The 14,399-nt window shown below is 70.7% G+C and carries 10 protein-coding genes; 5 read left to right on the forward strand and 5 right to left on the reverse strand.

What is annotated here, in order from left to right:
• Window positions 1-124: 124 nt before the first annotated feature.
• Genes ACFYXK_RS18140 through ACFYXK_RS18155 form a run of 4 tightly spaced genes read left to right on the forward strand, consistent with a single transcriptional unit; the run spans window position 125 to window position 6,870 of the window.
• Entirely contained in the window at window positions 125-1,450 is a 1,326-nt protein-coding gene (locus tag ACFYXK_RS18140) for a glycosyltransferase (RefSeq protein ID WP_389411981.1), read from the forward strand.
• The gene (locus ACFYXK_RS18145; protein ID WP_389411982.1) at window positions 1,447-3,168 is read left to right on the forward strand and encodes an ArnT family glycosyltransferase; all 1,722 of its coding nucleotides are present in this window, start codon (window positions 1,447-1,449) and stop codon (window positions 3,166-3,168) included. The genes ACFYXK_RS18140 and ACFYXK_RS18145 overlap by 4 nt, the downstream gene beginning before the upstream one ends.
• 6 nt (window positions 3,169-3,174) lie before the next feature.
• Window positions 3,175-4,392: a glycosyltransferase gene (locus ACFYXK_RS18150; protein ID WP_389411983.1), complete on the forward strand. Its 1,218-nt coding sequence runs from the start codon at window positions 3,175-3,177 to the stop codon at window positions 4,390-4,392.
• Between the two features lie 54 nt (window positions 4,393-4,446).
• Window positions 4,447-6,870 (forward strand): galactose oxidase-like domain-containing protein, encoded by a 2,424-nt coding sequence (locus tag ACFYXK_RS18155; RefSeq protein ID WP_389411984.1) that lies wholly within the window; start codon window positions 4,447-4,449, stop codon window positions 6,868-6,870.
• Window positions 6,871-6,930: 60 nt separating this feature from the next.
• On the opposite strand, the gene ACFYXK_RS18160 is transcribed toward ACFYXK_RS18155, so the two are convergent.
• Complete coding sequence (locus ACFYXK_RS18160; RefSeq protein ID WP_389411985.1) at window positions 6,931-7,632, reverse strand: hemolysin III family protein; 702 nt, start codon at window positions 7,630-7,632, stop codon at window positions 6,931-6,933.
• A gap of 220 nt (window positions 7,633-7,852) precedes the next feature.
• Between ACFYXK_RS18160 and ACFYXK_RS18165 the strand changes: the two genes are divergently transcribed.
• Window positions 7,853-9,679 (forward strand): phosphoenolpyruvate carboxykinase (GTP), encoded by a 1,827-nt coding sequence (locus tag ACFYXK_RS18165; protein ID WP_389411986.1) that lies wholly within the window; start codon window positions 7,853-7,855, stop codon window positions 9,677-9,679.
• Window positions 9,680-9,800: 121 nt separating this feature from the next.
• Here ACFYXK_RS18165 and ACFYXK_RS18170 read toward each other — a convergent pair whose 3' ends face one another.
• The 4 genes from ACFYXK_RS18170 to ACFYXK_RS18185 are packed head-to-tail and all read right to left on the reverse strand — an operon-like array spanning window position 9,801 to window position 14,317.
• Window positions 9,801-10,442, reverse strand: coding sequence for a hypothetical protein (locus ACFYXK_RS18170; protein WP_389411987.1), 642 nt, complete (start codon window positions 10,440-10,442; stop codon window positions 9,801-9,803).
• A complete protein-coding gene (locus ACFYXK_RS18175; RefSeq protein ID WP_389411988.1) occupies window positions 10,429-12,039 on the reverse strand; it encodes an extracellular solute-binding protein in 1,611 nt (536 codons plus the stop codon). The genes ACFYXK_RS18170 and ACFYXK_RS18175 overlap by 14 nt, the downstream gene beginning before the upstream one ends.
• The gene (locus tag ACFYXK_RS18180) at window positions 12,036-13,223 is read right to left on the reverse strand and encodes a toxic anion resistance protein (protein ID WP_389411989.1); all 1,188 of its coding nucleotides are present in this window, start codon (window positions 13,221-13,223) and stop codon (window positions 12,036-12,038) included. The genes ACFYXK_RS18175 and ACFYXK_RS18180 overlap by 4 nt, the downstream gene beginning before the upstream one ends.
• A 14-nt stretch (window positions 13,224-13,237) precedes the next feature.
• Entirely contained in the window at window positions 13,238-14,317 is a 1,080-nt protein-coding gene (locus ACFYXK_RS18185; RefSeq protein ID WP_389411990.1) for a hypothetical protein, read from the reverse strand.
• Between the last annotated feature and the right edge of the window lie 82 nt (window positions 14,318-14,399).

Genomic DNA, 14,399 nt, shown 5'->3' on the forward strand with positions numbered 1-14,399 from the left:
TCGCTGGGGAGTCGCCGGAACAGCGCACTGGGGGGTGCGTCCGAGGGGGAAGCAGGGGCAGGCGGGCCGGGGGGCCCGCCTTGATCCCCTGGGGGGTTTGCCGATCGCCGCCTGGTGTCGCGGCATGTCTGTGGGGGACGTTTTGTACACCTCTGTCGTCATATCCGTGATCTCGTTTGCGCTTTTCTGGATGGCCGCTTTCACGCTGTGGTGGCAGATGCACGCGTGGCGCACGCCCGAGACGCTCGCCTCCACCCGTTTCGACCGCCCCGACGGCGAGGGCCGGCTGGCCTTCTCGCTCCTCCTGCCGGCCCGGCACGAGCAGGCGGTCCTGCAGCACACGATCGAGCGGCTGCTCGAGTCGAGCCACACCGACTACGAGATCATCGTCATCGTCGGGCACGACGACCCGGAGACCGCCGCCGTCGCCGAGGCCGCCGCCGCCGGGGCACCCGAGCGCGTACGGGTCGTCGTCGACCACCACGAGACCAAGAACAAGCCGAAGGCGCTCAACACGGCCCTCCCGCACTGCCGGGGCGACATCGTCGGGGTCTTCGACGCCGAGGACCAGGTCCACCCCGAGCTGCTCGCCCACGTCGACCACGCCTTCCGCTCCACCGCGGCCGACGTGGTCCAGGGCGGGGTCCAGCTCATCAACTTCCATTCGAGCTGGTACAGCCTGCGCAACTGCCTGGAGTACTTCTTCTGGTTCCGCTCCCGGCTGCACCTGCACGCCGAGAAGGGGTTCATCCCGCTCGGCGGCAACACCGTCTTCGTCCGCACCGAGGTGCTGCGCGCGGCCGGCGGCTGGGACCAGAACTGCCTGGCCGAGGACTGCGACCTGGGCGTACGCCTCTCCTCGGTCGGCAAGAAGGTGGTCGTCGCGTACGACTCCGACATGGTCACCCGAGAGGAGACGCCCGGCTCGCTGATGAGCCTGCTCAAGCAGCGCACCCGCTGGAACCAGGGCTTCCTCCAGGTCTACCGGAAGAAGGACTGGCAGCAGCTGCCCGGCCGCGGCCAGCGCTGGCTGGCCCGCTACACGCTGATGACGCCGTTCATGCAGGCCGCGTCCGGGGTGATCATCCCGGTCAACTTCGCCGTCGCGGTCTTCCTCGACGTGCCGGTCGGCGTCGCGATCATCACCTTCCTGCCGATGATCACGGCGATGGTGACGTTCGTCTTCGAGATCGTCGGCCTGCACGACTTCGGCCGCCAGTACGGTCTGCGCGTCCGCTTCGTGCACTACCTCAAGCTCGTCGTCGGCGGCCCGTTCTACCAGGTGATGCTGGCGGGCGCCGCGATCCGTGCGGTCTGGCGCGAGCAGCGCGGCCGCAACGAGTGGGAGCTGACCAGCCACACCGGCGCCCACCTCACTGCGATCAGCGCCACCGCCGGGGTCTCCACCGCCGGCGCGTCCACCGCGATCCGAGAGGACAGCCACCAGTGACCGCCACCCTGCCCACGGCCACTGATCCCCAGCCCGGTGCCGCCGCGACCGTCGCCGCCACGACCGTCGCCGAGCCCCGCGTCCCCGCCCAGCGCGGTCCGAGCAGCCCCGGAGGCCCCGGCAGCCGCGGCGGGCTCGGGGTCCGGCCGCCCGCCCCGGCCCACCCCCTGGTCCGCTTCCGCTCCTCCCGCCCCGACCTGCTGCTCTGCGGGGTGGTCCTGCTCGCGATCGTCCTCGTCCAGGGCTGGAACATCACGCACTTCCCGACCCTGAGCGACGACGAGGGCACGTACCTCGCCCAGGCGTGGGCCGTCCAACAGGGAGACGGCCTCGCACACTACACGTACTGGTACGACCATCCGCCGCTGGGCTGGATACAGATAGCCGGCCTGACGTACCTGCCCTCCCTCTTCGTGCCCGACTGGATGACCGTCGCGCCGATGCGCTTCTCGATGGTGGCCGTCTCCGCCGTCAGCTCGGTGCTGATCTACGTCCTCGCGCGCCGGCTGTGGCTGCCGCGCTGGGCGGCGGGACTGGCGATGGCCCTCTTCGGGCTCTCCCCGCTCTCCGTCGTGCTCCAGCGGGAGATCTTCCTCGACAACCTCGCCGTGATGTGGATGCTGCTGGCCTTCTGCCTGGCCGCGTCCCCCAGCCGCCACCTGTGGCACCACTTCGGGTCCGGACTCGCGGCCGCCACCGCCGTCCTGACCAAGGAGACGATGCTGGTGGTGCTGCCGGCGCTGCTGGTGACGATGTGGCGCCACAGCCACCGGGACACCCGCAAGTTCGCCGTCACCGGGGCCATCACGGCCTGTGCGCTCATCGGGCTCTCGTACCCCCTGTACGCGCTGCTCAACAGCGAACTGCTGCCCGGCGCCGGGCACGTCTCGCTGATCGACGGCATCACGTACCAGATGAGCCGCCCGGGATCGGGCTTCCTCCTCGCCCCCGGCTCCGGTTCGAACGGCGTGCTGCGGTCCTGGCTGTACTACGACACCGTCCTGCCGCTGGGCGGGCTGGCCGGCGCGCTCCTGCTGCTCGCCACCCTCCGGTGGTCGGTCACCGCACGCGCGCTCGCCGGCCCCGCGCTCGCCGTCGCGCTCCTCGCGGCCGTCGCGCTGCGGCCCTCCGGCTACCTGCCGGCGATGTACGTGATCCAGGCGCTGCCGTTCCTCGCACTGGTCCTCGCCGGGGGCGCGGCCAGCGTCGCGCACGCCGTGCTGCGCCGCCGCCGTACGCCGGGGGAGCGCCGGTCCCTGACGTACGGGCGCCGGGTGCTGATCGGCGTGGTCGCCGTGGCCGCCGCGGTGTACGTCCTGCCGCGCTGGTACGACGGCAACCGCACCGCGCTGACGGCCGACGCGAACGCCCCGTACCGGCAGGCCGCCGCCTGGCTCGGCCGGGAGGTCCCCGACCCGGGGCGCACCCGGGTCCTGGTCGACGACGCGCTCTGGCTGGACGCCGTCCACCAGGGGTTCGAGCCCGGGCTCGGCGCCATCTGGTTCTACAAGGCCGATCTCGACCCGGCCGTCACCAAGACGCTGCCGCGCGGCTGGCGCGACATCGACTACGTGGTCTCCTCGCCCACGGTCCGCCGCGACGCGGTGGACCTGCCCAACGTGAAGGCGGCGCTGGAGCATTCGACCGCGGTGGCCGTCTTCGGCTCCGGCGAGGACCGCATCGAGATCCGCAGGACCGACCGAGTCGACGGGAGCTGATCCGCCATGAGCGAGGACCTGTGGACCCCGCATGCCCTGAGCGATCCGGAGGTTTCCATTCCGGATGGCGGGGAGGTGGTGGCGGGCAGCGTCACCCTCATCATCCCGACCTTCAACGAGGCGGGAAACATCGACGAGTTGCTCAGTCGGCTCGCCGACTCCCTCCCCGCCCACCTGCCCTGCGAGGTCCTGTTCGTGGACGACTCCACGGACGAGACCCCGGCCGTCATCGAGAAGGCCGCCCTCGACCTGCCCTTCCGGGTCAGCGTCCTGCACCGCGAGAGCGCGACCGGGGGCCTGGGCGGCGCCGTCGTCGAAGGAGTGCTGGCCACCGGTGAAGAGAGGGCCGGCACGGACTGGATCGTCGTCATGGACGCCGACCTCCAGCACCCGCCGCACCTGGTGCCCGAGCTCGTCGGCGAGGGCGAACGCACCGGCGCCGACCTCGTGGTCGCCTCCCGCTACATCCCCGGCGGCAGCCGGGCCGGGCTCGCCGGGAGCTACCGCATCGCCGTCTCGCGCGGCGCCACCTGGCTCACCAAGGGGCTCTTCCCCCGGGCCCTGCGCGGGATCAGCGACCCGATGAGCGGCTTCTTCGCCATGCGCCGTGCGGTCGTCACCGCGGACGCCCTCAAACCGCTCGGCTACAAGATCCTTCTGGAACTGGCGGTGCGCTGCCGCCCCGCCAAGGTCACCGAGGTGCCGTTCGTCTTCCAGGACCGCTTCCGCGGCGAGTCCAAGTCGAGCGCCCGCGAGGGGATGCGGTTCCTGGCCCACCTGGCCGCGCTGCGCTCGGCGACCCCGCTCGCCCGGATGATCGGCTTCGGGCTGATCGGGCTCTCCGGCTTCGTCCCGAACCTGTTCGCGCTGTGGCTGCTCACCCACGCCGGGATGCACTACCTGCCGGCCGAGATCGCCGCCAACCAGGCCGGGGTGCTCTGGAACTTCCTCCTCATCGAGACCCTGCTCTTCCGCGACCGGCGCCGCCACCGCCACTGGGCGGACCGCATCGGCCGCTTCGCCGTGCTGGCCAACGCCGACCTGCTGCTGCGCATCCCGCTGATCGCCCTGTTCGTCGGCAGGTTCGGCATGCAGGTGCTGTCCGCCACCGCCCTCGCCCTGGTCACGACCTTCGTCCTGCGGTTCGCCGCCACCGAAGCCCTCGTCTACCTCCCGCGCACGACGCGTACGCGTACGCGTGCCGCACGCACCACCAGGAGTTGAGCCGCACAGAGCCGCCGCACAGAGCCGCCGCACAGAACAGAAGGGAACTCGTCCATGCCAGCGAACATCCGGCGGAAGGCCGGGCGGCGCGCCGCCCTGGCCGCCGTCGGGGCGATGACCGCGGGCCTGCTGCTCACCGCACCGCAGCAGGCCACGGCCGGACCGCCCAATCTGCTCACCAATTCCGGTTTCGAGACCGCCGGCGCACCCGGTGACGACATGCCCTCCTGCTGGGAGAAGTCCGGCTGGGGAGACAACGACTTCACCTTCGCCACCGTCGCCGACGCGCACAGCGGCACCAAGGCCATGAAGGTCTCGCTGACCCGCCGCCTCAGCGGCGACCGCAAGGCGCTCGTCACCGAGAACACCACCTGCGCCCCGACCGTCGTGCCGGGCAAGCAGTACGACCTGTCCGCCTGGTACAAGTCGAACACCCCGGACGTGTCGGTGACCGTGTTCCGCCACGACACCACCGCGGGCTGGCAGTACTGGACCGACCTGCAGAATCCGCCGGTCAGTGCCGGATGGGCGCGTACGGAGGTCCGTACGCCCGCCGTCCCGCCCGGTACCGACAAGATCACGTGGGGGCTCTCGGTCTACGGGGTGGGCACGCTCACCTCCGACGACTACGCGCTGGAGGAGGTCGGCGCGGCCCCGCCGCAGCCGGGGTGCACGGGCACGGCCGAGCAGTGCGCCAAGGGCAAGTGGGACGTGATCCCGGCCAAGAACCCGGTGCGTTCGATGCACGCCGTCGTCCTGAAGAACGGCAAGGTGCTGCTGATCGCGGGCTCGGGCAACGACATCGCCCAGTTCAACGCCGGCACGTTCACCTCGGCCGTGTACGACCCGGCGAACGGGTCCTTCAAGACGATCCCGACGCCGGTGGACATGTTCTGCTCGGGGCACGTGCAGCTGTCGGACGGCCGGGTGCTCGTGATGAGCGGCAACAAGGGGTACCCGTCCGCCGACGGCAAGATCGGCTACCAGGGGCTGAAGGACAGTTACGTCTTCGACCCGGCGACCGAGGCGTACACGAAGACCAACGACATGAACGGCGGGCACTGGTACCCGTCGGCGACGATCCTCGGCAACGGCGACGTGATCTCCTTCGGCGGTCTGAAGGAGGACTCGACGGGCAACGTGACCGCGGAGAAGTTCTCGGCGGCGCAGAACAAGTGGCTCCCGATGAACGAGGTCAACCAGACCTGGTCGTACTGGGGCCTGTACCCGTCGATGATCCTGATGCAGGACGGGCGGCTCTTCTACTCCGGCAGCCACACCTTCGGCAACGGCACGCAGGGCAGCGGCGCGTCGATCTACGACTACAACGCCAACACGATCACGGACGTGCCCGGGCTGCGCAAGAAGGACGAGCGCGACGAGTCGGCGAGCGTGCTGCTGCCGCCCGCGCAGGACCAGCGGGTCCTGACCGTCGGCGGCGGCAACAACGAGTCGAACCCGGCCGCGAACCGGCTCACCGAGCTGATCGACCTGAAGGCGCCGAGCCCCGCGTACACCGCCGGACCCGACCTGCCGCAGGGCCTGGTCGACGTGGGCGGGGTCAAGCGGGCCCAGACCGGGGCCGAGGGCAAGATGTACGTGTCGGCGGTACTGCTGCCGGACGGCAAGGTGCTGGAGACCGGCGGCGGGCTGCACGACCGGGCCGACCCGGTGTACGAGGCCTCGTTCTTCGACCCGGTGACCAACACCTACAAGGCCGGGCTCCCGGCCGACCCGATCCCGCGCACGTACCACTCGGGCGCCTTCCTGCTGCCCGACGGGCGGGTCATGACGGTCGGCGACAACCCGGGCAACGGCACGTACAACAACAACGTGTCGATCTACACCCCGCCGTACCTGTTCAAGGGCGCGCGCCCGAAGCTCACCTCGGTGATCGACACGCAGTGGGTGTACGGGGACACGCAGCGCATCACCGTCGACCGGCCGATCGCCAAGGCGGAGCTGATCCGTCCCGCGGCGGTCACGCACTCCTCGGACCCGAACCAGCGGTTCGTGGACCTGCCCATGACGGTGGTCAACAACACCACCGTCGACCTGAACGTCACCAGTAACCCGAACCTGGCCCCGCCGGGCTGGTACATGCTCTTCGGGGTCGACGCGAACGGCATCCCGTCGGTGGCGACCTGGGTGCACCTGGGCGGCCCGTCGGCGCTCGCGGCCACGGAGCAGGCCCCGTCGCCGCACGTCCACGACTTCGCGGACGCGCCGCAGGCGGCCCCGGAGCAGAACCCGGGCAAGCGGGACTCGGTGCCCGTCGCCCCGAGCGTGGCCGGCTGCGACCGGCACTACGGCACGGTCAGCCAGTGCGTCCCGACGAACTTCCCGGCGGAGGTGAAGGCGACGACGAAGGCCCGCTGCGACTGGCTGGCCTCCCACCAGTACCCCAAGCGCATGAAGGTCAACGGCAGCGACCCGCTGCGCCTGGACCCGGACGGCGACGGCTACGCCTGTACGTGACCGCCGCGACCCGCCGGAGCCCCGCCGCGCACCGCGACGGGGCTCCGACGGTGCGGTGCCTCACTGCTGGTAGGCCGCCAGCGAGATGCCGACGTAGTGGGCCACGAAGGCGGCCAGCGTCAGGGAGTGGAAGACCTCGTGGAAGCCGAAGAAGCGGGGGGAGGGGTTCGGGCGCTTGATGCCGTAGATCACGCCGCCCGCGCTGTAGAGGAGCCCGCCGGCGATCACCAGGACCAGGACGGCGATGCCGCCGGTGCGCATGAAGTCGGGGAGGAAGAAGACCGCCGCCCAGCCCATCGCTATGTAGCAGGGGGTGTAGAGCCAGCGCGGGGCGCCGACCCAGAAGACACGGAAGGCGATGCCGGCCGCGGCCGCGATCCAGACCGCCCACAGGAGCGTCCGTCCGGTGGAGGGCGGGAGCAGGAGCACCGTCAGCGGGGTATAGGTCCCTGCGATGATCAGAAAAATGTTGGCGTGGTCGAGACGCCGCAGGATCGCCTCGCCCCGGGGGCCCCAGGTGCCGCGGTGGTACACCGCGCTGACGCCGAACAGCAGGCAGGCCGTGAGGATGTACACCCCGCACGCCACCCTGGCCCGGGTCGACTCGGTGAAGGCCATCAGCGCCAGGCCCGCGACGACGACGGCAGGGAACATCCCGGTGTGCAGCCAGCCGCGCATCAGCGGCTTGGCTTCCGGTGCCTCGGAGGCGTCGAGTGCGACCGGTACGGCGTCGACCGGCACGGCGGCGGCGTCAGAACTCATGGCCGCCATGCTACCTACGGGTCCGTAGGTTTCCGTTAGTGCGCTTTACGGAAGATTGACGGGAGTGGCGATGCTCACGTGAGAGGCCCCCTGGACATATGCGCACATGCACCGGATGATCAGATGAGTGCGGTCGGCACCGGATGAGCGGAGCGCGAAGCGTCCGGGTCGCAGCCCCCACGGGGCAAACACCAAACACACCCCTCAACAAGGAGCAATCGTGGCGCGCGACAACGCGGCTCCCACCACCGTCCCGACGACTCACCAGGAGCTGATCTCCTGGGTGGACGAGATCGCAGCGATCACCCAGCCCGACCGGGTTGTCTGGTGTGACGGCTCCGAGGCCGAGTACGAGCGCCTGTGCGCGGAGCTCGTCGCCAAGGGCACGTTCAAGAAGCTCGACGAGGGCAAGCGCCCCAACTCGTACTACGCCGCCTCCGACCCGACCGACGTCGCGCGCGTCGAGGACCGGACCTTCATCTGCTCCGAGAAGGAGGAGGACGCGGGCCCGACCAACCACTGGAAGGCCCCCGCGGAGATGAAAGAGATCTTCGCCGGGCAGGAAGGTATCTTCCGCGGCTCCATGAAGGGCCGGACGATGTACGTCGTCCCCTTCTGCATGGGCCCCCTCGGCTCCGAGCTCTCCGCGATCGGCGTCGAGATCACCGACTCCGCCTACGTCGCCGTCGCCATGCGCACCATGACCCGCATGGGCAAGCCCGTCCTCGACGAGCTCGGCACCGACGGGTTCTTCGTCAAGGCCGTCCACACCCTCGGCGCTCCGCTCGCCGAGGGCCAGGAGGACGTGCCGTGGCCCTGCAACACCACCAAGTACATCTCGCACTTCCCGGAGACCCGCGAGATCTGGTCGTACGGCTCGGGCTACGGCGGCAACGCCCTGCTCGGCAAGAAGTGCTACGCGCTGCGCATCGCCTCCGTCATGGCGCGCGACGAGGGCTGGCTCGCCGAGCACATGCTGATCCTCAAGCTCACCCCGCCGCAGGGTGAGGCGAAGTACGTCGCCGCCGCGTTCCCGAGCGCCTGCGGCAAGACGAACCTGGCCATGCTGGAGCCCACGATCCCCGGCTGGACGGTCGAGACCATCGGCGACGACATCGCCTGGATGCGCTTCGGCGAGGACGGTCGCCTGTACGCGATCAACCCCGAGGCCGGCTTCTTCGGCGTCGCGCCCGGCACCGGCGAGCACACCAACGCCAACGCCATGAAGACGATGTACGCGAACACCGTCTTCACCAACGTCGCGCTCACCCCGGACGGCTCCGACGTCTGGTGGGAGGGCATGACCGAGGAGGCTCCGGCCCACCTCATCGACTGGAAGGGCAACGCCTGGACCCCGGAGTCCGAGACCCCGGCGGCCCACCCCAACGCCCGCTTCGCCGTCCCGGCCTCGCAGTGCCCGACGATCGCCCCCGAGTGGGAGGACCCCAAGGGCGTCCCGGTCTCCGCGATCCTCTTCGGCGGCCGCCGCGCTTCCGCCGTGCCGCTGGTCACCGAGTCCTTCGACTGGAACCACGGCGTCTTCATCGGCTCGAACATCGCCTCCGAGAAGACCGCCGCCGCCGAGGGCAAGGTCGGCGAGCTGCGCCGCGACCCGTTCGCCATGCTGCCGTTCTGCGGCTACAACATGGGCGACTACATGGGTCACTGGGTCGACGTCGCCAAGGACAAGGACCAGTCCAAGCTCCCGAAGATCTACTACGTGAACTGGTTCCGCAAGAACGACGCGGGCAAGTTCGTGTGGCCCGGCTTCGGCGAGAACAGCCGCGTCCTGAAGTGGATCGTCGAGCGCCTCGACGGCAAGGCCGAGGGCGTCGAGACCCCCATCGGCATCCTGCCGACCGTGGCCTCCCTCGACACCGACGGCCTCGACATCCCGGCCGAGGACCTGGACTTCCTCCTCACCGTCGACAAGGAGGTGTGGCGGGACGAGGCCTCCCTGGTCCCCGAGCACCTGAACACCTACGGCGACCACACTCCCAAGGAGCTGTGGGACCAGTACCACGCGCTCGTCGAGCGCCTGGGCTGAGCCAGGCCGCGCCCTGAAGAGGGCCAATGAACGTGGGAGCCCCCGACCAAGCGGCGCCCACCGCTGTGGGAGCCCCCGACCAAGCGGTTCCCACCGCAGCACCGGCCGGAAGTCATACCCGTCAGGAGCGTTGTCCGCGCTCCTCCAGGTAGGTCGTGTGCGTCTGTTGACGGCGGGCCTCTGCTTCGCGGAGGTCCGCCGTCACGCGTTCCGCCTCCTCGTGCAGCAGCGACAGCTGCCGCTCCAGGTGGCGTTCCGGCGACTCCCCGCCCGGGGTGAGCCGGGTCCACCAGCGCGTCCGGTTGTACGTGTCCACGCACTCCGGGACGTCCAGCTCGATCGCCCGCGACAGCGCGTGCACCGACTCCGGATCGGTGGCCAGGACATCGGCCACCCAGCCCGGCTCCAGCAGCGCCCCGTACAGCTCCATCAGCTCTTCGAGCCGGCCCTCGGCCGGAGCCGGCAGCTCCACCTCGGCCACGTACTCCCGCAGCCGGCCGAACTGCTCCCGTACGCCGTTCAGCTGCTCGGTGGGCCCCGCCGGCTCGGGCGGCGCCGGCCGCTGCGGCGGGGCGATCAGCGCGCCCGCGCCGTACAGCCCGGCCACGACCACCGGCCAGTACGTGCCCGCGGCCCCGGTGAGGGTCAGGCCCAGCCCGGCCAGCCCGCAGGCGCTGCCGGCCAGGTTCTTCTTCGACTCCAGGTAGGCGAGGAGCCGCGCGCCGAACGTCCTCCCGGCAGCGGCGGGTCTATTGGTAGCCACGGATCTCCTCGAAGGCTCCGTCCAGCGAACCGTTGCCGTCGGTGGCGTCGAAGAGGCGCCCGCCGGTCAGTTCGGTGATGTGGGTGAGCTCCTTGCGGTCCGAGTCCCCGAACAGCACCGCGAAGACCGGTGTGTGCTTCTGCGCGTCCGGCAGCCGGGCGTAGAAGGAGTCGAAGTCCTTGGCCTTGTCGCCGCTCTGCCCGTCCGTCATCAGCACGATCGAGGTGAACGCGTCCGCGTTGCCCTTCCCCAGGTGCTCGTACGCCGCCTTCAGACTGCCGTACACGGCCGTGCCCCCCTCCGGCCTCAGCGATTTCACATCGCCCCGGATCGCATCCAGCGCCGGCCCGGGATTGCCCGGCTCGACCACGTGCGTCAGCACCTCCTTCACCTTGTCGCCGAACGGCAGCAGGGTCACCTCCTCGCGGTCCCTGAACCGCTGCCCGGGACCCGAACCGCCGGTCCCCGTCAGCTCGGTGAGCGCCGACCGCAGCCGCCCGATCCGGTCCCCCTCCTCCATCGAGCCCGAGGTGTCCAGCACGTACACCGTGCGCGAGGGCCGGCGCAGCTCGTTCTCGTACGAGGCCAGCAGCCCGTCGGCGACCGACCGGGTGCCCGGGAACGGCAGCTCCCGGCGCCGGTCCGCGCTCAGGGGGGCCGCGGGCGCCACCCCGGCCGTGACCGGCCGGCGGAAGGTCTTCTCGGTGATCGCCTTCTGCGCCTCGGCGCCGCTCAGGTAGTCGGTCAGCGCCCGCCCCGACTCGCGGGCCCCGGCCGGGGCCGAGGTCAGCAGGGTCAGCGGGTAGTGGGCGGTGACCACCCCGTCGCGCGGGCGGATCACCGTCAGGTCCGTCTTCGCGTCCCGGTTCATGGACAGCAGCACGGACTCGTAGTTCACGAGCGCGTCCACGTCCCCGCGCTTGGAGTACGCGGTGGCCAGCCAGCCGGAGGAGCCCGAGGTCAGCTTCTGCCCGGCGAAGAACTCCTTCAGCTTGGGCTGGGCCGTCCTCACGTCCGCGTCGGTCAGCGCCGCCTGCGCGCCCGACAGCCCGGAGGCCACCGAGATCAGCGCGGAGAAACCGGAGTTGGAGCGCACCGGGTCGGTCATCCCGTACGACAGCTTCCCGGCGGCGACGGCCTCGTGCACCGCCGACCAGGTGACCTCCTCCGGCTTCCAGCCGAGCCGGGCCAGCGCGTCCGCCCGTATGCCGAGCGCGACCGGCGAGGACATCACCGGGGTCTCGCTGCTGAGCTTCCCGGCGGCCTCGGGGCGCAGCCGCAGATAGTCGTTGGAGGACAGCCAGATCGCGTCGTACCTGCCGTCGGCCTTGCCGGAGGCGACCTGCTCGGCCGCGTCCAGGGTGCCGGACCAGGTGAGCTCGACGCCGACCCCGGTGGCGGCCTTCGCGGCCTTCAGCACCGGCTCCATGTCGGCCAGTTCGCTGGAGGCCAGCACCCGCAGCCTGCCCTCCTGGTACTTCGACCCGGCGGGCTTCGCGGGCCCGTCGGAGGTGCAGGCCGAGGCCCCCAGCAGGGTCGCGGCCAGCGCGACCGCCGCCGCGAGCCGTCTGCGCACCGAGGCGCTGCGCACGCTCATCGCTCGCCGCCTTCCAGTGCGCCGGAGGTACGCGTCCGGGCCAGGTGGGCCGACGCGGTCTGCAGTTCCCCGGTCAGGGCCTCGACGGTGGCGGCCATGTTCTCGGTGGCCTGCACCTTGAACGTGTCGATCGCGTCCAGCGTCCGGTAGATCTGCGCGAAGGCCGTACGGAGCGTCTCCGCGCCGACCGCCGGGTCGGCGGCGATGCGCTGGATCTCCCCGCTCTGGGTGGACAGCATCTCCGCATTGCCGCGGATCAGGTCCTCGGTGGTCGTACGCAACGTGTTGACCTGCTCGATCACCGCGCGCTGGTTGTCGAGGGCAGACGCCAGCATCACGGCGATCCGCAGCGCGGAGACCGTGGTGGTGGCGGCCCGGTCGACACCCTTGATCAGCTCGTCGTTGTTGCGCCGGACCACGTCCATCGCCAGGTAGCCCTGCGCGCACACCGCCAGCTGGGTCAGCAGGTCCTGGTGCTTCTGCCGGACCGGGAAGAGGAGGTCGGCGCGCATCGCGTCGGCCGCCGGCGGGTCGCTGTGCTCGGCCTCGGCGATCCGCTGCCCGACGGCCGCGTCGAGGGCCTCGGTGAGGACGGCGTACTCCTGGAGCTTGCCCATGGTCTCCCACAGGCGCGCCCGCTCGGTGTGCAGGGCCGCGTTGTCGCGGCGCAGCTCGTCCTGGCCGCCGCGCAGCGCTCCCACGATCTTGTTGAGGGTGGCCTGCGACGAGGCGTACTTGGCCACGTGGTCGCGGAACCTGTTGCCGCCGGGCAGCTTCGCGAGGAGCGCCTTGACGCCCTTGGCGGGCGACTCCCGCGGGTCGAGGTCCTCGACGGTGCGGCGCAGCTCGACCAGGGAGCCCGCGACGCGGGCCTGGGCGTCGCCGCCCCCGGCGGAGCCGAGGGAGCGTACGGCCCGCTCGAGCATCCGGTTGGACTGCTGGGCGGCGCTGCGGATGTCTGCGGCGCCGAGCCCGGAGATCTCGCCGAGGCGGCTCGCGAACTCGGGGGAGCGGGCGTCGATCCCGGCGAGCGAGCCGACGTACTCCCCGGCCCGGCGGGCCATCTCCTCGCGCACCCCGTCCTGGAGCGGTACGAGGCCCGAGGCCTGCTCCCGCTTGACGGGGGCGACGGGCTCGGGGGCGGTGAGGACGAGCGGGCTCTCCTCAGGCGGTGTCAGAGTCATGTGCGTTGGCCCCCCTAGCCCTTGGCGCGCGCGGCCAGCGCCATGAGGATCTTGACGGTCGGTGCGCTGACCTGGCGGATGCCGGTCAGCTCCGCGTTGAGGTACGCGGTGTGTGCGGCGGTGGCCGCGGTGAACTCCGGCACGCCGTTCTGCGGCCGGAACCCGTGCCGGACGGCCAGCTGGCGCAGCTTCGGGTCGGTGGCGAGGAGGGAGCCGAGCTCCTTGGCCTTCTCGCTGATCGGCACGAAGGTGTGCGGGGAGTTGACCGTGGTGTCCGGGTAGAGCACGACCATGTCACCCGGAGGCTGCTTCTGCTGGAGCAGCGAGGCCACCTGGGACTCGTAGGCCAGGATGAGCGGTTCGCCGCTGCCGGAGATGAAGGCCCGGAAGGGGTCGTCGGTGCTCGGCTCCAGGGCGCCCTGGACGGAGATCAGCTTCTGCATCAGGGGTGCGGTGCGGTCGATCGCGGCCTGGTCGGAGACCACGCTGTTGCCGTTGGCGACGTTCGAGGTGGCGGCCAGGAAGAGCGCGCCGGAGTTGGAGGTGGCGGGATCGGTGGTCTTGATGAACACGGTGCCGGTCAGCTCGGCGAAGGCGGCGGAGCCGGACAGCTGCTGCCACTTGCGGTCCTCGCCGGCCGCCTTGAGGTAGGGGCCCATGAGGAGGGTCCCGGAGTTCTTGCCGGTCATCTTGGCGAGATTGTTGTCGGCGAGCACCTTGGCGGCGTTGGGGCGGGCGATGACCACGAGCGGGGAGAAGAAGGGCTTGGTGGTCTGGGCGCCCTTGACGCCGGCCGCTGCCTCGATCTCCGTGGCGGGTTCGCTGCTGCTGGGGAAGGCGAAGTCGAACTCCTTGAGGGCGAGTTGGTCCATCGCCCAGGAGCCGGACGTTTCGGTCTTCACCTCGTAGCCCTTGTCTGCGAGGGCTTTGACGACATCGGGGTCGCGGAAGTATTCGGACTTCTCGGATCCGATGACGCCTTTCACCACGGTCTTCGGTGCCGTGGGTGGCTTCTTCTCTCCTCCGGCGAGCGCGACGGCGGCCACGCCGCCGAGGAGGAGGACCGCCAGGGCGATTCCTAGGATGCGTCTCACGGGTGCAGCGTGCTCGCGGAAACCCACATTCCGCGTGAAGTTGAATGAACGTCAGGTGTCCAGGCGGTCCCACTTCGAAATG

It is taken from the genome of Streptomyces sp. NPDC002209 (assembly GCF_042890265.1).
Lineage (GTDB): Bacteria > Actinomycetota > Actinomycetes > Streptomycetales > Streptomycetaceae > Streptomyces.

Coding starts and splice junctions, on each gene's coding strand:
- ACFYXK_RS18140 (WP_389411981.1), top strand. CDS start 125: ATGTCTGTGGGGGACGTTTTGTACACCTCTGTCGTCATATCCGTGATC.
- ACFYXK_RS18150 (WP_389411983.1), top strand. CDS start 3,175: ATGAGCGAGGACCTGTGGACCCCGCATGCCCTGAGCGATCCGGAGGTT.
- ACFYXK_RS18155 (WP_389411984.1), top strand. CDS start 4,447: ATGCCAGCGAACATCCGGCGGAAGGCCGGGCGGCGCGCCGCCCTGGCC.
- ACFYXK_RS18160 (WP_389411985.1), bottom strand. CDS start 7,632: ATGAGTTCTGACGCCGCCGCCGTGCCGGTCGACGCCGTACCGGTCGCA.
- ACFYXK_RS18175 (WP_389411988.1), bottom strand. CDS start 12,039: ATGAGCGTGCGCAGCGCCTCGGTGCGCAGACGGCTCGCGGCGGCGGTC.
- ACFYXK_RS18180 (WP_389411989.1), bottom strand. CDS start 13,223: ATGACTCTGACACCGCCTGAGGAGAGCCCGCTCGTCCTCACCGCCCCC.